General features: G+C 64.2%; 19 protein-coding genes. 3 read left to right on the top strand and 16 right to left on the bottom strand.

Annotation, left to right across the window (positions count from 1 at the left end; translation table 11 throughout):
• From BLR94_RS14930 to nac, 15 genes are all read right to left on the bottom strand, one after another.
• Window positions 1-363: MFS transporter (locus BLR94_RS14930; protein WP_139207458.1), on the bottom strand; the 363-nt coding region annotated here is incomplete at its 3' end.
• Between the two features lie 339 nt (window positions 364-702).
• Window positions 703-1,359, bottom strand: coding sequence for a hypothetical protein (locus BLR94_RS14925; RefSeq protein WP_084306853.1), 657 nt, complete (start codon window positions 1,357-1,359; stop codon window positions 703-705).
• 171 nt (window positions 1,360-1,530) lie between these two features.
• Complete coding sequence (locus BLR94_RS14920) at window positions 1,531-2,364, bottom strand: ABC transporter substrate-binding protein (protein WP_084306851.1); 834 nt, start codon at window positions 2,362-2,364, stop codon at window positions 1,531-1,533.
• A 45-nt stretch (window positions 2,365-2,409) separates the two neighbouring features.
• Window positions 2,410-3,138 (bottom strand): amino acid ABC transporter ATP-binding protein, encoded by a 729-nt coding sequence (locus BLR94_RS14915; protein ID WP_175154237.1) that lies wholly within the window; start codon window positions 3,136-3,138, stop codon window positions 2,410-2,412.
• 19 nt (window positions 3,139-3,157) lie between these two features.
• Complete coding sequence (locus BLR94_RS14910; protein WP_084306847.1) at window positions 3,158-3,901, bottom strand: amino acid ABC transporter permease; 744 nt, start codon at window positions 3,899-3,901, stop codon at window positions 3,158-3,160.
• Window positions 3,902-3,907: 6 nt separating this feature from the next.
• On the bottom strand, window positions 3,908-4,609 hold the full coding sequence (locus tag BLR94_RS14905; protein ID WP_084306845.1) for an amino acid ABC transporter permease: 702 nt from the start codon (window positions 4,607-4,609) through the stop codon (window positions 3,908-3,910).
• Window positions 4,610-4,724: 115 nt separating this feature from the next.
• Entirely contained in the window at window positions 4,725-5,471 is a 747-nt protein-coding gene (locus BLR94_RS14900) for an SDR family oxidoreductase (protein ID WP_084306843.1), read from the bottom strand.
• Window positions 5,472-5,592: 121 nt separating this feature from the next.
• Window positions 5,593-6,366: a LamB/YcsF family protein gene (locus tag BLR94_RS14895; RefSeq protein ID WP_084306841.1), complete on the bottom strand. Its 774-nt coding sequence runs from the start codon at window positions 6,364-6,366 to the stop codon at window positions 5,593-5,595.
• Complete coding sequence (locus tag BLR94_RS14890) at window positions 6,363-6,779, bottom strand: acetyl-CoA carboxylase biotin carboxyl carrier protein (protein WP_084306839.1); 417 nt, start codon at window positions 6,777-6,779, stop codon at window positions 6,363-6,365. The genes BLR94_RS14895 and BLR94_RS14890 overlap by 4 nt, the downstream gene beginning before the upstream one ends.
• 11 nt (window positions 6,780-6,790) lie before the next feature.
• Complete coding sequence (locus BLR94_RS14885; protein WP_084306838.1) at window positions 6,791-7,747, bottom strand: 5-oxoprolinase subunit C family protein; 957 nt, start codon at window positions 7,745-7,747, stop codon at window positions 6,791-6,793.
• On the bottom strand, window positions 7,744-8,394 hold the full coding sequence (pxpB, locus tag BLR94_RS14880) for a 5-oxoprolinase subunit PxpB (protein ID WP_084306837.1): 651 nt from the start codon (window positions 8,392-8,394) through the stop codon (window positions 7,744-7,746). Before pxpB ends, BLR94_RS14885 begins: the two co-directional genes overlap by 4 nt.
• Window positions 8,391-9,743: an acetyl-CoA carboxylase biotin carboxylase subunit gene (accC, locus tag BLR94_RS14875; protein ID WP_084306835.1), complete on the bottom strand. Its 1,353-nt coding sequence runs from the start codon at window positions 9,741-9,743 to the stop codon at window positions 8,391-8,393. Before accC ends, pxpB begins: the two co-directional genes overlap by 4 nt.
• Window positions 9,736-9,861 (bottom strand): hypothetical protein, encoded by a 126-nt coding sequence (locus BLR94_RS28190; RefSeq protein ID WP_279615862.1) that lies wholly within the window; start codon window positions 9,859-9,861, stop codon window positions 9,736-9,738. The genes accC and BLR94_RS28190 overlap by 8 nt, the downstream gene beginning before the upstream one ends.
• A 20-nt stretch (window positions 9,862-9,881) precedes the next feature.
• Window positions 9,882-10,310, bottom strand: coding sequence for an acetyl-CoA carboxylase biotin carboxyl carrier protein (locus BLR94_RS14870; protein WP_084306833.1), 429 nt, complete (start codon window positions 10,308-10,310; stop codon window positions 9,882-9,884).
• 96 nt (window positions 10,311-10,406) lie between these two features.
• On the bottom strand, window positions 10,407-11,333 hold the full coding sequence (nac, locus tag BLR94_RS14865) for a nitrogen assimilation transcriptional regulator NAC (protein ID WP_084306831.1): 927 nt from the start codon (window positions 11,331-11,333) through the stop codon (window positions 10,407-10,409).
• A gap of 287 nt (window positions 11,334-11,620) precedes the next feature.
• Here nac and BLR94_RS14860 point away from each other — a divergent pair, with 287 nt between their 5' ends.
• Genes BLR94_RS14860 through BLR94_RS14850 form a run of 3 tightly spaced genes read left to right on the top strand, consistent with a single transcriptional unit; the run spans window position 11,621 to window position 15,775 of the window.
• On the top strand, window positions 11,621-12,829 hold the full coding sequence (locus BLR94_RS14860; RefSeq protein ID WP_084306829.1) for an aspartate transaminase: 1,209 nt from the start codon (window positions 11,621-11,623) through the stop codon (window positions 12,827-12,829).
• A 10-nt stretch (window positions 12,830-12,839) separates the two neighbouring features.
• On the top strand, window positions 12,840-14,387 hold the full coding sequence (locus tag BLR94_RS14855) for an MFS transporter (RefSeq protein WP_084306827.1): 1,548 nt from the start codon (window positions 12,840-12,842) through the stop codon (window positions 14,385-14,387).
• A 56-nt stretch (window positions 14,388-14,443) separates the two neighbouring features.
• Window positions 14,444-15,775 (top strand): OprD family porin, encoded by a 1,332-nt coding sequence (locus tag BLR94_RS14850; RefSeq protein WP_084306825.1) that lies wholly within the window; start codon window positions 14,444-14,446, stop codon window positions 15,773-15,775.
• Window positions 15,776-16,071: 296 nt separating this feature from the next.
• On the opposite strand, the gene BLR94_RS14845 is transcribed toward BLR94_RS14850, so the two are convergent.
• On the bottom strand, window positions 16,072-17,544 hold the full coding sequence (locus BLR94_RS14845) for an inorganic phosphate transporter (RefSeq protein ID WP_084306823.1): 1,473 nt from the start codon (window positions 17,542-17,544) through the stop codon (window positions 16,072-16,074).
• Window positions 17,545-17,737: the final 193 nt, after the last annotated feature.

Raw genomic sequence — 17,737 nt, 5'->3', positions numbered from 1 at the left:
GGCGACGCCGATGGTCTCGTAGCTGGGGGTCAGGGCGATGATCAGCGAGCCGAAGCACATCAGCAGCACCGAAGCCAGCAGCGCGGCCTTGCGGCCCTTGCGGTCGGCGTAGATGCCCATCAGCCAGCCGCCGATGGGGCGCATCAGGAAGCCCACGGCGAAGATCGCCGCGGTGTTGAGCAACTGCGCGGTCATGTCGCCCTGGGGGAAGAAGGCCTTGGCGAAGTACAGCGAGAAGGCGGCGTAGACATACCAGTCGTACCATTCGACGAGGTTGCCGACCGAGCCGCTGAAAATCGACTTGATGCGTTGGGACGTGGTGCGCGTTGGCGCGGGGGCAGACAGCGTGCTGGTGCTTTCCATCATGTTTCCTCGATCTCGTTATTCTTGTACGCATGGCAATGCGCTGGCGGGCTCGTTGCAGAAGCTGTGCCAGGCGCAGCGAGGCCCGGCCAGTGGGGCTCGATGGAAAAAGCCGGGAGAATTCCTGGCAAGAAACCGCTAGATCGACAGCAGGCCTGGCGGAATCCTGCCAGGAAATCCGCCCGAGGTTGCCTGGGCGCATGTGCCGCGGGAGCGCGGACGCTCTTTACGCGAACGCCTGCAGGACGCTTGGCCAGGAAGGGCCAGGCCATGGCGGACTACCGACTGGCGTCGGCAGTTGGCCGTTGCGTGATCGCGCTACGCCGCCATGCCCGGCATTCAATCCACTGCGGGCGCGCCGTACCGCCAGCGGGTGAAGTGATGGAGGGTCAACAGCCCGCAGATGACCATCAGCGGGATCAGCAGTACACCGGAGATGATCGAGCCCCACCAGGCGACGTTGGACTGCCAGGTTCTGCCCTTGCCCTCGGCCACCATCACCAGGCGCGTGGCCACTTCGCCAAAGCGCGCGTCGGGTGTCAGCACGTTCACTTCGAGGCGGTAGTCACCGGGCTCCACGGGGATGTGTGAGACGGCGCGGGTGATCTCGTTGCTGCCATAGCTGGTGAGTTCCCGGCCCACCTCGCCCTGCCCGGCCGACACCAGCTCACCAGCCGGGGTACGCAGCGTCCATGCCAGGGCCATGGGCGCGGGCGGGTACTCGACCCACTGTTGGTTTTCCCAGATCGGCCCGCCGGACAGCTTGCGCACGGTGTACAGCGGCAACTCATCGGTGGAGAACACCACGGCCAGGGTATCGAACTCCAGCGTTCGGGCCTTGACCGGGAATTCCAGGGTGGCGCCTTCGTCGAGCCGGATAGGTACGTCCAGCGGCAGCGTGGTCGCCCACACGGAGAACAGACGAAGCGCGACAACCGACAGCAACAGGCTCAGGCCCGTGCAGGCCCAGAAGATCGCTTTGCTCTTGTGACTCAATGCTCGACTCCTACCAATCGACCCAACCGGAAAAGACCTGCAAGGCTACTCGATATGCCTGCGTGGATCACCTGTGCCGACACAGGCGCAGGATCTGCAGGAGCGGAACACGGGAAGAACGACGGCCCGAAGGGGCCGCCGCAGATGTTCAGGGACGCGGGGTATACGCCATCAAGGCAGCGGCTCGAACTTGAGTTCGCTCAGGCTCTGCACCTTGTCTTCGCGCACCATCTTGTACTCGGTGCTGGGGCCGATCCAGCGCTCCCAGATGGCGTCGATTTCACCTGCAGCTTCCATCGCGTAGAGCGTCTCGTTGACCTTGGCGAGGAAGGCCGGTTCGCCTTTGCGCATGCCGGCGCCGACGGGCTCCAGGGCCATGGGCTGCTTGGCGATGGCCAGCTCGATGCCGCTCTGCTTGGCTTGCCCGACCAGCTTGATGGCGGTCATGGTATTGGTTACCAGGCCGACCACCTTGTTCTGCTGAAGGGCCATGTAGGCCGAGCCGGTGTCCTGGAACGTCACGGGCGTGGCATCGGCCAGCCGGATGGATTGCTCGGAGGTGGAGCCCTTGGTCGAGCTGATGCGCTTGCCCTTGAAGAATTCCTTGGGTTTGTCGCCATTGGCGGCACGCACCACCAGGGTTTCCTTGGCGATGTAGTACGGATCGCTGAACTGGATCTGCTCGGCGCGACTCTTGGTGTAGGCCAGGTTGGCGAAAATCACGTCGACGCGGCCCATCTTCACTTCCGGGATGCGCGCCTCGACGGACAGCGGCTTCAGCTCCAGCTCCACGCCCAGGTGCTTGGCCAGTGCCTTGCACAGGTCGACGTCCATGCCCACCAGCTCGCGGGTTTTCGGGTCCGGCGCGGAGAACGGTGGTACGTCGGCATAGACGCCGCAGCTCAGGCTCTTCTTGCTCATCACATCACTCAGCTGATCGGCCTGGGCCAGCGAAACCGCCAGTGGGGACAGCGCGAATACAGCCAACAAACGCTTCAAGCTCATGGGATTACTCCTGGACTGGTGAATGGATCGTGGTGGCCTGCGGCCTCAGTGGCTGCGCAGGTCGGAAATGAAGCGCCGAGCGCGCGGGTGGTCGGGCTGCTGGAAGAACGCCTCGGGCCTGGACTTCTCCAGGATCTGGCCGGCATCCATGAACCAGATGGTGTCGGCCACCTCGCGAGCGAAGTTCATCTCGTGGGTCACGCACATCATGGTCATGCCCTCCTTCGCCAGGCCCTTCATGACGCTGAGCACCTCACCGACCATTTCCGGGTCGAGGGCACTGGTGGGCTCGTCGAACAGCATCACCGGCGGCTCCATTGCCAGCGCCCGGGCGATCGCTACACGCTGCTGCTGACCGCCGGAAAGCTGCGCCGGGTAAGCACCGGCCTTGTGCGCGAGGCCGACGCGGTCGAGCAATTGCATGGCCCGCGTCTTGGCCTCCGCGCTCTTCAAACCGCGCACCTTGGTCGGGGTCAGGATGATGTTGTCCAGCACCGACAGGTGCGGAAACAGGTTGAAGCTCTGGAACACGAAACCCACCCGGCTGCGCAGGCGGTTGACGTTGGCGTCGGTGCCATTGACGTCGTGACCGTCGAACAGGATCTGGCCTTGCTGGATGCTCTCCAGGCGATTGACCGTGCGAATCAGGGTCGACTTGCCGGAACCCGAGGGCCCGCACAGCACCACCACCTCGCCGCGCTTCACGTCGGCACTGATGTTGGTCAGCGCCTGGTACTCGCCGTACCACTTGTTGACCTGGGAAAACATGATCATCGGATGCATGGGCGAGCCCTCAATTGTCGGTAGTCAGAACGGGGCGCTTGCTCGCCACCGGCTCGGTGCTGCCCAGGCGTTGGCGGGCGATACGGCGCTCGACCGCGTCAGCCAGTCGGGTCAGGCCGTAGCAGAGTGCGTAGTAGGTAATCGCCAGGATGAAGAACACCTGGAACGGCTTGGTCAGCAGCTGGTTGTTGACCTGGTTGGCGGCGAAGGTGACCTCCTGGACGTTGATCACGTAGCCCAGGGAGGTCTCCTTGATGATCGAGATGAACTGGCTGATCAGGCTCGGCAGCGAGTTGTACAGCGCCTGCGGCAGGATCACCCACGCCGTGGTGCGCAGGTAGCCCAGGCCCAGCGCCCGCGAAGCCTCGTACTGGCCCGGCGGCAGGGCCTGAATGCCACCACGCACGATCTCGCACAGGTAGGCACTCTGGTACAGCACCAGGGTGCAGAGCATGGTGGTGAAGCCGGTGATGTTGTGGCCGATGATCAGCGGCACCAGAAAGTAGGTCCAGAAGATCACCATCAGCAGCGGGATGCCGCGCATCACGTAAACCCACACCGTGGCCGGGTAGCGCAGCCAGCGCCACGGCGACACCCGCGCCAGGGCCATCAGAACACCCAGCGGGAAGGCCAGGATCAATGCCAGCGCAGCGAGAATCAGCGTGGTGGCGAGGCCGCCCAGGGCGCCGTGGGGATACTGGCCAACCAGGAACAGCGTCCAGTTGTCCCGCAGGATCGTATAGATATCGAACACTGCCGCTTACCTCGCCATCGCTTTGTTGAAGTGGCGAGCCAGCAAGGCGCCCAGGCCCATGAGGGCCAGGGAGAACCCCAGATACACCAGGGTGGCGACCAGGTAGGCCTCGAAGGTACGAAAGGTGTAGTTCTCCACTTCACGCGTGGCGTAGGTCAGCTCCACGACGCCGATGGCCATGACCAGGCTGGTGTTCTTGAACAGCAGCACTGTGTGGTTGATCAGCGACGGCAGGCTGTTGCGGATGCCTTGCGGCAGGATCACATAGCGCATCGAGCGGATGTAGCCCAGGCCCATGGCTCGCGCGGCCTCGGTCTGCCCCGTGGGAATGGCGCGCAGGCCGCCACGGATGTCTTCGCTGAAATAGGCGGCCTGGCACAGGCCCAGAGCGATCAGCGAGAAGAGAAATTCGCTGCTGTAGTTGGCCAGCCAGATCTGCGTGGATTCCGACAGCAGAGTCGGGATGCCGAAGTACCACAGCATCAGTTGCACCAGGGTAGGCACGTTGCGGTGGTAGGACACATAGGCTGCCACCGCACCTTCGGCATAGCGGTTGCCGGTAAGGCGAACCGACACCAGTACCAGGGCCAGCACCATGGCCAGGCACCAGGCGAAGAACGCCAGCTGCAGCGTCATGCCGATGCCCTTCAGGATCAGCTCGGCGTACTCGCCTTGCAGGATCGCGGAAAGATCGAAATCAGTCGTCATGGTCAGGTTCCAGTGACTTCAGCTTGGGGCAGGAGCAAGGCGCCAGTCTGCGCTGGCGCGGATGAAGCAGGCGGCTTGGGCCGCTCTGGGAATGGAGCCTGACGAAACTGCGCTTTCAGATTTCCCCGGGGCGTGCGGTGGAAAGCCCGCCGGGTACCTGCAGGGTCGGGGTGATTTCCATGTGGCCGATGTTCACGGCCACGGGGGCGGCGATGGCGAAGGCGATGGCATCGGCGATGTCCTTCGCCTCGGGCAGTTCAAAGCCTTCCAGGAAGCGCTTGCGCACCTCTTCGGAGTCACCGTGCACATGGGCGAAGATGTCGGTGGCGACGCGCCCCGGACAGATCTCGGTCACCCGCACGCGCTTGCCGAAGGCATCCACCCGCAACTGTTTGGAGAGCATGCTCACTGCAGCCTTGGTCGCGTGGTAGGTGGCATTGCCAGCAAAGTTGTAGGCGGCGGCGATGGAGCTGATGTTGACGATGTGGCCACGATCGCGCTCGACCATGCCCGGCAGCGCCAGGCGGGCGATCTGCAATACCGCACGCAGGTTGACGTCGACCAGCAGGTCGATGCCTTCGGCATCGGCCTTGAGCAGCGAACCTGGGCGGTCGACCCCGGCGTTGTTGATCACCACGTCGAAGACATGGGTGCGGAACAGCCCAGTCAGCCCGGCCAGATCGGTGACGTCGATGGCGTGGGCGATGCAGCCGGTGCGCTGCGCCAGCTCGGCCAGCTTGTCGGCGCTACGGGCCAGGGCATGAACCTGCAGCCCCTCGGCACACAGGCGCTCGACGACGGCAGCGCCGATCCCGGAGGAAGCGCCGGTGACCAGCGCGGTTTGGTAATCGGAAAATGGCATTGCGGGTTCCTCTGACTCATCTGCCATCGCCAACCATGGGGGGCGATGGCCTTTCACTGGACTGTAACCACTGCCGTTCGGGGCGACCAAGACGCAATGATTGTGTGGCAATAAGCTGCGCTTATGACCCGCCCAGCAGTTGTGTAATCGGGGTGATCACCCCGCCCTGGCGCTCGATGCTGTCGCGGATGCTGCGTGCGAAGCTGGCCGCACCCGGTGTATCGCCGTGCAGCAGAATGGAACGTGCGTTCACCGCCACGCGCTTACCGGTGATGGTGGTCACCGTGCCGTCTTCGAGCAATTGGCTGATGCGGGCCATCACTTGCCCGTGATCGCTGACCACCGCGCCGGGCGTACCGCGCGGCACCAGCAGGCAATCGTCGTCGTAGGCACGGTCGGCGAGAAACGTGGTGGCCACGCGCAGCCCGCATTGCTCCGCTGCGCGCTCGATGGCCTGGCTGGTCGATGAACTGACGATGATGTTCGGATCGAAACTCGCCACCGCCCGTATCAGCGGCGCCGCCAGGTCCGCGTCCGCCGCGGCCATATTGCCCAGGGCACCGTGCAGGCTCATGTGGCTGACGCGATGCCCGGCCGCCGCAGCGATGCCGGCAAGCGCACCGAGCTGGTAGACCACCATGCAGCACAACTCCCGGACCTCCACGTTCATCCGCCGCCGGCCGAAGCCCTGCAGATCGGGGAAGCCGACATGGGCGCCGAGATCGATGCCTCGTGCCTGGGCGCTGCGTACCGTGGCATCCATGATCAGCGGGTCGCCGGCGTGGAAACCGCAGGCCACGTTGGCCGAGGAGATCAGCGCCATCAGGGCGTCGTCCTCGCCCATTTTCCAGGGGCCGAAGCCCTCGCCCAGGTCGGCGTTCAGATCGATCTTCACGATGCCAGCTCCTCCAGCTCCAACAGGGTCTGGCCGAAACCCACGACCTGGCCGTCCGCCACCTGCACTTCGCGAACCCGCCCGGCGAACTCGGAGCGTACCGGCAGGAACAGCGCCCCGACCTGCAGCATGCCGACCAGTTGACCGCTATCGACCTCATCGCCGCTGCGCACAAAAGGCTCGGCTTCATCCGGATGGGTGGCGAAGAACACCCCCGGGCCGCTGGCTTTCACTACCGCCGCCAGACGCTGCGCGCCATGCGCAGCTGTGGTGCAGGCTGGCAGCGAAGCGCCCGCGTCGCTTCGCACGCTACGCCGCAGCAGTAAGCTCTCGTCGCCACGCTTCAACTCGATGACGCTCAACCCGGCATCGCCAAGCCAGCCTGCCAGTTGGCGGATCTCTTCAATTTTCATCAGCGATGTCCTCACGTGCGCCGCGCCAGTTGCTGGCGGGTGCGTTCGATGAATGCCCGGTTGCTCTCCAGCGCAGCCAGGGCTTCGTCATAACTGCAGGCGACGAAACGCACCTTGCTGCCGATGGCGGCCTGGCCCAGTCGCCAGATATCCGCGTCGATCACCGTGGCGAATTTCGGGTAGCCGCCGCTGGGCTGCGCATCGCGCATCTGCACGATCGGCTGGCCACCGTGGGGAACCTGAATCACCCCCGGCACGATGCCGTGGGAGCGTATCTCCAGCGGCCGTTCCGGCAGCAGGGGCGTACCGTCCAGGCGATAGCCATAGCGATTGCTCTGTGGGGTGATCTTCCACTCGGCGGCGAAGAATTCCTCTCTCGACTGAGCGCTGAAACACTCGAACTCCGCAGCAGGCAATACGCGGATCGCGGCACGGCCATCCACGCTCAGGGGCAAGGCAGCGAGCGCCGATTCGACGCCGAAGTCGGCGGGCCGGTCGAGCCCGGCGTGGGCTGCCGGAATGATGTCGCCACGCTCCAGCGCACGCCCCTGCCAACCACCGAAGGCGCCGCGCAACTGAGTGCTGCGCGAGCCGAGCACCTGCGGCACGTCGACACCGCCAGCCAGGCACAGGTAGGCACGGCTGCCGGAACTCGGATACGTCAGTTTCAGCACCTGACCCTTGCGCCCGTGCGCCACCCAGTTGGGCGGCAGACGCTGGCCATCGAGACGTGCGGCGCAGGCGGCACCGGTGATGGCGAAAGTGCAGTCTTCGGTGAAACGCACCTCGAAGGGAAACAGTGGAATCTCGATGCCGGCGGCGCCAGGATCGTTGCCCAGCAGCAGGTTGCCGAGCTGCAGGGACAGCGCATCCATCGCACCGGCAGTACCGACGCCATATCCCAGGCTGCCGTGGCGGCCAAGGTCCTGAACCGTAGCCAGTGCCGTGGCGCTGATGATCTCGATCATCGGATAATCCTCTCGATACGCAGACGCAGTTGATCGCCCGGCTGCAGGATCGCCGGTGGCGTTCGCTCGGCATCGAAGAACACCATCGACGTGCGGCCGATGGTGTTCCAGCCGCTGGGGCCGGCCGACGCGGAAATACCGGTCTGCACGCCGCCGATGGAAACGGCGCCAGCACCGATGTTCAGTACCGGCACCTGGCGCCGCGGCGTGGCCAGACGTGGATCCATGCCGCCCAGGTAGCAGTAGCCCGGGTGGCTGCCCAGGGCATAGACCGGGTATAGCGGCTCGCTATGCAGGTTGGCGATGGTCTCGATATCCAGGCCGGTATGGGCGATGACATCGGCCATGTGAGGGCCGTCTTCGCCACCGTAGACCACCGGCAACTCGACGATGCGACCCTCGATGGGCAGCGGCGCAACACGCTCCCAGCCTTCGAGCAGCCGAGCACGCAGGCCGGCGATATCACGGGGCGGTGTGGCGAAACTCAGCATCAGGTTGTTCATGCCGGGTACCGCTTCATGCACCGCGGGCCAGTCCTTCGCCAAGCGGGCCAGGGCCCAGATGCGCTGCTGAGTGACCAGTTGCAGTTCGCCGGGTGCCTCGAACAGCAGGGCCGTGGTGCCCAGCAGGCTGATCTGCGGTGTCATTGCGAAGCCCTCTGCTGCAGCCAGCGTTCAAGGTGGTGAATGTCCACACCGCCCTCGCAGAACGCCGAGTCCTGAAGGATCTCGCGGTGCAGCGCGATGTTGGTGGAGATGCCGCCCACGGCCATTTCGCTCAGGGCCAGCCGCATGCGCGCCAGCGCCTCGGCACGGGTCGCGCCCTGAGTGATGACCTTGGCGATCATCGAGTCGTAATACGGTGGTACCCGATAACCCTGGCTGACATGTGAATCGACACGCACGCCGATACCGCCCGGCAACTGCCATTCGCTGACCTGGCCGGGAGTAGGCATGAAGGTGCGCGGATCTTCGGCGTTGATCCGGCATTCCAGCGCGTGCCCGACCGTGCGAATGTCCGCCTGGCCCAGGCTCAGGCGCTCGCCCAAGGCCACGCGGATCTGCTGCTGGACGATATCGATACCGGTGGTCACCTCGGTTACCGGGTGCTCGACCTGCAGCCGCGTGTTCATCTCGATGAAGAAGAACGCATCGTTCTCGAAGAGAAACTCGAAGGTGCCGACGCCGCGATAACCGATCTGCCGGCACGCCTCGGCGCAGCGTTCACCGACCTGGGCGATCAGCGCCGGATCTATACCGGGTGCGGGGGCTTCCTCGAGCACCTTCTGATGGCGGCGCTGCATCGAACAATCCCGCGACCCCAACCACAGCGCAGTGCCATAGGCATCACAGAGCACCTGAATCTCGACATGGCGCGGATGGCCAAGGAATTTCTCGATGTACAGCTCCGGGTTGCCGAACGCCCGGCGTGCTTCCTCACCCGTCACGGCGATGGCATCAAGCAGTTGCGCAGCGTCCTGGACCACGCGCATGCCACGGCCGCCACCACCGCCTGCAGCCTTGACGATCACCGGATAGCCGATCTGCTCGGCAATCGCCTGGATCGCCCGTGGGTCGCCTGGCAGGCTGGAGTCAGGCCCTGGCACACAGGGCACGCCGGCCAGGCGCATGGCCCGCTTGGCGGCAACCTTGTCGCCCATGGTGCGAATGCATTCGGCGCTGGGGCCGATGAAGGTCATGCCGGCCTGTTCGATACGCTCGGCGAAGCTGGCGTTCTCGGAGAGAAAGCCATAGCCGGGGTGAATGGCCTGAGCCCCCGTGACCTGTGCAGCGTCCAGCAGCGCCTGCTGGTTCAGGTAGCTCTGCCCTGGCGACGCCGGGCCGATACACAGCGCCTCATCGGCCAATTGTACGTAGCGGGCATCGCGATCGGCCTCGGAATACACCGCCACCGTCTTCAGCCCCAGGCCCTTGCAGGCGCGCTGCACACGCAGGGCGATCTCACCCCGGTTGGCGATCAGTACCTTGTCAAACATCGTGGTTCTCCGGGCTGAGACCGCCCACACGGGCTACGCCCGCCGGGCACTTTGGCTGCGCCGCTGCGCCGCGTTGCGGCCGGTCACCACGGTTGGCGATCAATACGTTGTCGAACATCAGCATTCTCCCGCCCCTGCTCACGCGATACGCACCAGCGCCTGGCCAGCCTCGACCTCGGTGCCGCTGGCCGCCAGGATCGCCTCGACCACACCGTCGGCTTCGGCCTTGAGCGGGTGGAACATCTTCATCGCCTCGAGTACCGCCAGGGTCTGGCCAGCCTTGACCTGCGCGCCAACCTCGATGAACGGCGGCTGATCCGGCGCAGGGGTGAAATGCACGATGCCGTGTAGCGGCGCCTTGGCCTGGTAGCCGCTGACCTGCACCTGCACCTGCGGCGTGCTGCTGGCGGGTCGAGAAATCACTGCCGGCGCCGCTACGCAAGCGCTCGCAAACTGGCCGTGCTCGCGCAGCAGACGCAATTGAGCACCCTCCTCGCCAAGGGTCAGCTCGCTCAGGTCGGATTCGGCCATCAGGTCGATCAATGCTTTTATGCGTTCGGGTTTCATCTATGGCCCCTGCCGATGAAAAATTGGCTGAGGGCAATGTATCGAGGCCATTTCGCAGCGGCCAAGACGGTTTGGCTGTGGGGAGATAAGACGACCTTATGACCCCTCGCCCTCCGCTGGCGGGCGGCCCGTGCGCATTTCCGCGACCAGCTCGAGAAGGATCGCCTTGACCGCCTGCGCAGGCACCGACAGCGGCAAGTGGCCAGACAGGCACAGCGCCAGCGGCGCGTCGATGTCCGGCTCGACGATGCGACTCAGGTACAGGCCATGGGCATCGGCCAGCACCTGGGCAGCCGACTCCGGCAGGATGGTCGAACCGAAGTGATCGGCAACCGCAGCGGCCAGGGTGGTGGACGACTCGATTTCCGCGACCACCTGAGCGCTCATCTCGATGCGCACAAAGGCCTCGTCGACCAGCCGGCGCATCACGTTGTAGGTGCGCGGCAGCAGCAGTTCGAAGGCTGCTACCTCGCTCAGGGTGACCCGCTCGCGGCCTTGCAGAGCGGGCTCCGCGCTGACCAGACAAAGCGGCTCGCGCATCAGTTGAATGAAGCTCAGGCCATGTACTTCGCGCCCGCCATAGAGCACCGCCATGTCCATGCGGCCGTTCATGATCAGCTCGCTGAGGGTGGTCCCGAAATTTTCGTTGAGATAGAGCAGGATCCCCGGGTGCTTTTCGCGCACGCGCTTGAGCAATGGCAGCGACAACGCCGACGCCGCGGTGCCCGGCGCCAGCCCCACCGACACCGGGCCAGACAAGGCAAGACCACTCGCATTGACGTCACTCTGCGCCTGTTCGCACTGGCGCAGGATCACCTGAGCATGGCCGTACAGCACCTTGCCGGCCTCGGTCGGCGTCACTCCGCGCTTGGTGCGGATCAGCAGTTGCTGCTGCAACTCGGACTCCAGGGTGCTGAGCTGCTGGCTCAACGCGGGCTGGGCGATATGCAGCACATCGGCTGCCTGGGTCAGGCTGCCGATGTCGACGATCTTGACGAAATACTTGAGGCGACGAAGGTTCAAGGTGCACCGCTGTGTACGGATCAGTAGCCCGGACAGAGCAATAGGCGAGCCAAGGCCTATCCAAGGCGCGCCAGGCCAGGCATAAGCGTTTCATATGACTGCACCTCGGCAGCCAATATTCCCCGTTCTGGAGCCTAGGCCCCAGCTGTCGCACAGCATTGGTGCGCGACAAGCGCAGCGCTATCCATAAGCACTTCCTATCAAACCAGAACGAACTCGTCTTATGGCGCCCGTGCAGCCCAGTCGTAACGTAACCCTCATCAAGGCCTTAACCGAGGATCGTTCCCGTGACCGCTTCCCGCATCGCTGCCCGCGTACTTCGCATCAAACCCTCCCCCAGCAGCGCTGCCGCCGACCGGGCCAACGAACTGCGTCGTGCGGGCAAGTCCATCATCAATCTGGTGGTCGGTGAGCCCGATTTCGACACGCCGGAACACATTCGCCAGGCAGCCGCCCAGGCCATCGAGAACGGCGAAACGCGCTACACGCTCAACGCCGGTACGGCAGCGCTGCGCGATGCCATCGCCGCCAAACTGGAGCGCGAAAACGGTCTCAGTTATCCGGCCAGCCAGGTGGTGGTGACCAGCGGTGCCAAGGCGGCGATCTTCAATGCCTTGGCCGCGACGCTGGGCAGCGATGACGAGGTGCTGATCCCTGCGCCTTACTGGGTCTCCTACCCGGACATGGTGCTGGCCTGCGACGGCCGGCCGGTGACCCTGCCCTGCCCGGAAGAAAACCAGTTCAAGCTCACCGCTGCGCAACTGCGCGACGCGATCACCCCGCGCACCCGTTGGCTGCTGCTCAACTCACCGAGCAACCCGACCGGCGCCACCTACAGTGCCGAGCAATACCGTGCATTGGCCGACGTGCTGCTGGACTACCCGAACGTACTGGTGATGACCGACGACATCTACGAGCACATCCGCTACGACGAGCGCCCCATCAGTCACCTGCTCAGTATCGAGCCAGCTCTGCGCGAGCGGGTGCTGATCATCAACGGCGTATCGAAAACCTATGCAATGACCGGCTGGCGAATCGGCTACGCAGCTGGCCCGAGCGACATCATCAACGCCATGGCCACCCTACAGTCGCAGTCCACCAGCAATGCCTGTTCGGTCAGCCAGGCCGCCGCCGTGGCGGCGCTGGAAGGCGATCAGCGCTTCGTCGGCGAGAGCGTCAAGGTCTACCAGCAACGCCGCGACCGCTGCCTGGAGCTGATCAACGCCATCGACGGCCTGAGTTGCATCAAGCCGGAGGGCGCCTTCTACCTGTACGTCAACTGCGGCGCTCTGCTCGGCAAACGTACGCCCGACGGCAAGGTGCTGGCAGCCGACACCGACGTGGTGCTGTACCTGCTGGAAAGCCAGGGTGTCGCGGTGGTTGCCGGCACCGCTTACGGCCTGGCGCCGTTCTTCCGCATGTCCACCGCCACGGCCATCGAAACCCTGGAAACCGGCTGCACGCGGATCGCAGCAGCCGTGGCCGAGTTGCGCTGAGCACAGCACCATGACGATGCCGAGCCAGCCGCCGATGACGTTCACACAGTCGCTGCTGGCGATGCTCGGTATTTCCCTGGTGCTGATGCTCTCGGCACTCGACCAGACAGTGATCGGCAACGCGCTGCCAAGCATCGTCAACGAGCTGCAGGGCTTCGAATTGTACGCCTGGGTCGCCACCGGCTACCTGCTCGCCTCCATCGTCACCATTCCGATCTTCGGTCGCCTGGGCGACTACTACGGCCGCAAGCCATTCGTCCTCGCCGCCACTGTGATCTTCACCCTGGCGTCGCTGGGCTGCGCCCTCACCGACAGCATGCTGGTGCTGGTCATGGGCCGCATCCTGCAGGGCGTCGGCGGCGGCATGCTGATCGGCACGGCATTCGCCTGCGTGCCCGAGCTGTTCCCAGATACCCGCCAGCGCCTGCGTTGGCAGATACTGCTCAGCGCCATGTTCAGCGTGGTCAACGCCATCGGGCCGGGGCTGGGCGGTTACCTCACCGGCGAGTTCGGTTGGCGCTCGGTATTCTGGTTGAACATTCCCCTGGGCGCACTGGCCCTGTTCTTCGCCTGGCGCTTCCTGCCCTGGTATCGCCCGCAGACCGGGGCGGCGATGAACCTCGACTGGATCGGGGCACTGCTGATCGTGCTGGTGCTGGGCAGCCTGCAGTTGTTCGTCGAACGCCTGGAGCAGGCCGACCTGCTGCTGTGCTCGCTGCTCGGTGCACTGTCGTGCAGCGCCGCATTCGCCTTGTGGCGCTGGGAACGGCGCTGCCGCTTCGCCCTGCTACCGAAAGCGCTATTCACGCAACCGAGCCTGCGCCTGCTGTTCGTGCTATCGATGCTCGCCGGCGCGATCATGTTCACCCTGCTGTATTACCTGCCGCTGCTGCTGCAGGGCAGCTATGGCTATTCACCGCAGGACGCCGGTCTGTTGATCACTCCGCTGGCCCTGAGCATTACCCTCGGGGCCATCGTCAACGGCCGTATCGTCACCCGCATGAGCAACCCCAACCTGTTGCCGCTCATGGGCTTCTGCGCACTGCTGGCAGCCTGCCTGGGGCTGGCCTGGGTCGGCCTGTCGGCCAGTTTCAACCTGCTGCTTGGCCTGATCCTGCTGGCCGGGCTGGGGCTCGGTTTCATCCTGCTCAACCTCACGGTATTCACCCAGACGCTCGCCGCGCATCAGTTCCTCGGCATCGCCACCGCACTCACCCAGTCCTTGCGCCTGGTCGGCGGCCTGCTCGGCACGGCCATGATGGCCGTGCTGGTCAAGCTGCTCTACGCCAGCACCCTGCAGCGCAGCCTGATCGCCGCAGGTGAAGGGAATGCCCTGGCGAAATTCGCCGATCCCCAGGTGCTGTTGCAGCAGGTGGCCAGCGACGCCCAGACACCGCTACTGATGCTCGCGCGCGGCGCCCTCGCCCAAGCGATCGGCGTCGGTCTGCTGCTCTGCGCCGCCCTCGGCGTTCTGGCCCTGATCGTTCTGTATCGCTTGCCGCCGGTGGCGCTACCGCGCGTGCGGGCTCCTGTTGCTCCCGAAAAACAACAACCTTGACTGCCGACACTCGACTGCCTCTCACAACACTCAACGACAACCAGAGGATGAACACGATGGAGCGATTCAATCGCGCGCCCATGCTAGCGACAGGCCTGTGCGGCCTGCTCATCGCGCAACAGGGCCAGGCGGCAGGTTTCGTGGAAGACACCAAGGCCAGCATCCTGGCGCGCAATTTCTTCAGCAATGCCGACAACCGCAGCGGCAGCGCAGACCCGAGCTACACCCAGGAATGGGGTCAGGGCTTCATGCTCAACGTGCAGTCAGGGTTCACCGAAGGCACGGTCGGTTTCGGCGTGGATCTCATCGGCCAGTGGGGCATCCGTCTGGATTCGGGCAAAGGCCGCCACTACAACCCCGAGAGCAGCAACTTCAACGGCAACGTATTCCCCACCGACAGCGATGGCCGTGCGGTCGATCAGTTCGGCAGCCTGGGCGGCACCCTGAAAGCGCGCTTCGCCGAAACCGAACTGCGCTACGGCACACTGATTCCCAAGCTACCGGTGGTAGTGTCCACCGATCGTATGCTGCAGCAGACCTTCCGTGGCGGCCAGATCCAGTCCAGGGATCTGCATGATTTCACCTTCACAGCCGGCCAGCTCGAACATGTCATGGGCCGCGGTTCGAGCAACCAGATGGGCATGTCGATTCCCGGCGCGAACAACCCGCTGACGGGCGAGTTCGTCAACACGTTCTACTACGCCGGGGTCGACTACAAGCCGCTCGACAACCTCACCCTGCAGTACTACTACGGCAACCTCGAAGATTTCTACAAACAGCACTTCGTCGGTGTGCTGTACGACCTGAAACTCGGCGAAGGCACGCTGCGCAGCGACCTGCGCCATTTCAACAACCGCTCCGATGGCGCCAACGGCCATGACTCGGCTTTCTACACCAATGGCTACTATGGCAACGGCGTGACCAGGGGCGAGGTCGACAGCCGCATGACCAGCGCCCTGTTCTCCTACCTGATTCAGGGTCACACCTTCGCCGCCGGCTACCAGGTGGTCAGCGGCGACAGCGATGCCGTATGGCTCAACCAGGGGGATGGTTCCTCTGCCTATTTCATGACGGAATCGATGATCGGCAAATTCCAGCGCGCCGGTGAACGCACCTGGCAAGTGCGCTACGGTTACGATTTCGCCAGTGCCGGTGTGCCCGGCCTGACCTTCGTCGGCATGTACGAAAGCGGCTCGCACATCAAAGCGGTCGACGGTGACAAGAAAGAGTGGGAACGCAACGTGACCCTCGCCTATACCGTGCAGTCCGGCCCAGCGAAGAACCTCAACATCCAGCTTCGCCACGCGCAGTTGCGCTCCACCGTGGGCAATCAGCGCGACGCGGACGAGCACCGAATTCTGATCAACTACCCGATCAATATCCTCTGACCCTGCAGAGCGCAGCGGCGCCAAGCCGCTGCGCCGCGCTCGGCGACGCTGCTTGGGCATAGCGATGCGGCCCTGCCGTGAAGGGTCAACAGGTTGTTTCGCCCTGACGGTCTGGACATTGGAGGCTGGCAGCCGATGCCATGGCGAGGTCGGTACCTTGGCGGTGTCGGGCAGTGGCGTTTGGTCAGGCATTCGCTGAAACCGGCAGGGCGTGCAGAGCGAATACGAGTGGATTTGTTGAGAGGCCAAAAAACCAGGCACCTGCTCGGCAGGTACCTGGTTTGCGGGGGCCGGCGCTAGCCGAAGATCAGCGTCGCGCCATAGAACAGCCCGGCCGCCAGCGCCATCGAGGCGGGCAGCGTGAGCACCCAGGCCAGCAGAATATTGCTGATGGTGCTGCCCTGCAGGCCGCTGCGGTTGGCGACCATGGTGCCCGCCACGCCGGATGACAGCACATGGGTGGTGGAGACCGGCAGGCTGTAGACATTGGCCAGGCCGATGGCGCAGGCGGCGGTGATCTGGGCGCTCATGCCCTGGGCGTAGGTCATGCCCTGCTTGCCGATCTTCTCGCCGACGGTCTTCACCACGCGCTTCCAACCGACCATGGTACCGATGCCCAGGGCCAGGGCCACGGCGAGGATCACCCAGAAGGGCGCGTATTCGGTGGTGGCGGTGAGGTCCTTGCGCAACTTGTCCAAGTCGGACTTCTCCCGCGCCGGCAGGCTTTGCAACTTGCCGACCTTCTTGGCCGAATCGTCGAGGCACAGCAGGTAGCGACGAATATCGATACGGTTCTCTTCGCTCAGGCTGTGGTAGTCCTTGACGCCGTCCAGCGTCTTGAGCAATGCAGCGATGGTCGGTTCGGTGAGCTGTGGGTCGCAGCGGAACTGCCTCGGCAGTTCACCGTTGCCCGGTTTGCCAAGGGCCAGAAACTCGCTGAGGGTCGGCGCGTTGCGCTGGTAGAAATCCCCCAGGTGGATGGCCGCGTCACGGGTGCGTTCGATCTGGTAGGTGGTGCTGTTCAGGTCGAGGACGAACTTGGCCGGCACGATGCCGATCAGCACCAGCATGATCAGGCCGATGCCCTTCTGCCCATCGTTGGAGCCGTGCACGAAGCTCACCGCCATGGCGGAAACGATCAGCACCAGGCGGTTCCAGAACGGCGGCTTGTTCTTGCCCTTGGTTTCCTTGCGCGTGACCGGCGTGCTGTGCACCTTTGGCGTAGGCATCCAGTATTTGAACGCGAGGAACAGCAGCGCGGCGACGACGAACCCGGCGACCGGCGAAAAGATCAGCGACAAGCCGATATCGATGGCTTTCTGCCAATTCACGCCATCGCCAAGGGGGATGTCGGTGAGCAATGCATTGGCCAGGCCGACGCCGAGAATCGAGCCGATCAGGGTGTGCGAGCTGGAGGCCGGAATGCCGAAGTACCAGGTTCCAAGGTTCCAGGCGATGGCCGCGGCGAGCAGCGCGAACACCATGATCAGACCATGGCCGGTGTTGACGTTGATCAGCAGTTCGACCGGCAGCAGGTGGACGATGGCATAGGCCACCCCGACACCGCCCAGCAGAACCCCCAGGAAGTTGAAGATGCCCGACATGACCACCGCCAGGTTCGGCGGCATGGCCTTGGTGTAGATGACCGTGGCGACCGCGTTGGCCGTATCGTGGAAACCGTTGATGAATTCGAAGGTAAGGACGAAGAGCAGGGCGAGTGCCAGGCTCAGCGCCAACCAGGCATCGAGCCCGCTGAATAATTCGAACATGGGGGGTTACGTCTGGCTCATTGAGAGGGCTGGGTTATTCCAGATGAAGCCTGGAACTGCTGCCGCTTACGCATCTGCGGATGCGGATTTCCTCCGCTGCCGGAAAATTATCGACGGGATTTGTCCAGAAATCGACTTATAAACATCACGAGAGCGTAAAGAATCCGTATTTTTTATCCACCGTCATCGATCG

Origin of the sequence: Phytopseudomonas flavescens, assembly GCF_900100535.1 — a bacterium.
Taxonomy (GTDB): domain Bacteria; phylum Pseudomonadota; class Gammaproteobacteria; order Pseudomonadales; family Pseudomonadaceae; genus Aquipseudomonas; species Aquipseudomonas flavescens.
The sequence above is the reverse complement of the archived record's forward strand: the minus strand, read 5'-3'. Positions and strand labels throughout refer to the sequence as shown.

Bases quoted from the DNA above. Each gene is read 5' to 3' on its own strand.
- BLR94_RS14920 (WP_084306851.1), bottom strand. From the start codon at position 2,364: ATGAGCTTGAAGCGTTTGTTGGCTGTATTCGCGCTGTCCCCACTGGCG.
- BLR94_RS14915 (WP_175154237.1), bottom strand. From the start codon at position 3,138: ATGATCATGTTTTCCCAGGTCAACAAGTGGTACGGCGAGTACCAGGCG.
- BLR94_RS14905 (WP_084306845.1), bottom strand. From the start codon at position 4,609: ATGACGACTGATTTCGATCTTTCCGCGATCCTGCAAGGCGAGTACGCC.
- BLR94_RS14900 (WP_084306843.1), bottom strand. From the start codon at position 5,471: ATGCCATTTTCCGATTACCAAACCGCGCTGGTCACCGGCGCTTCCTCC.
- BLR94_RS14890 (WP_084306839.1), bottom strand. From the start codon at position 6,779: ATGAAAATTGAAGAGATCCGCCAACTGGCAGGCTGGCTTGGCGATGCC.
- BLR94_RS14885 (WP_084306838.1), bottom strand. From the start codon at position 7,747: ATGATCGAGATCATCAGCGCCACGGCACTGGCTACGGTTCAGGACCTT.
- pxpB (WP_084306837.1), bottom strand. From the start codon at position 8,394: ATGACACCGCAGATCAGCCTGCTGGGCACCACGGCCCTGCTGTTCGAG.
- accC (WP_084306835.1), bottom strand. From the start codon at position 9,743: ATGTTTGACAAGGTACTGATCGCCAACCGGGGTGAGATCGCCCTGCGT.
- BLR94_RS28190 (WP_279615862.1), bottom strand. From the start codon at position 9,861: ATGTTCGACAACGTATTGATCGCCAACCGTGGTGACCGGCCGCAACGC.
- BLR94_RS14870 (WP_084306833.1), bottom strand. From the start codon at position 10,310: ATGAAACCCGAACGCATAAAAGCATTGATCGACCTGATGGCCGAATCC.
- BLR94_RS14855 (WP_084306827.1), top strand. From the start codon at position 12,840: ATGACGATGCCGAGCCAGCCGCCGATGACGTTCACACAGTCGCTGCTG.
- BLR94_RS14850 (WP_084306825.1), top strand. From the start codon at position 14,444: ATGGAGCGATTCAATCGCGCGCCCATGCTAGCGACAGGCCTGTGCGGC.
- BLR94_RS14845 (WP_084306823.1), bottom strand. From the start codon at position 17,544: ATGTTCGAATTATTCAGCGGGCTCGATGCCTGGTTGGCGCTGAGCCTG.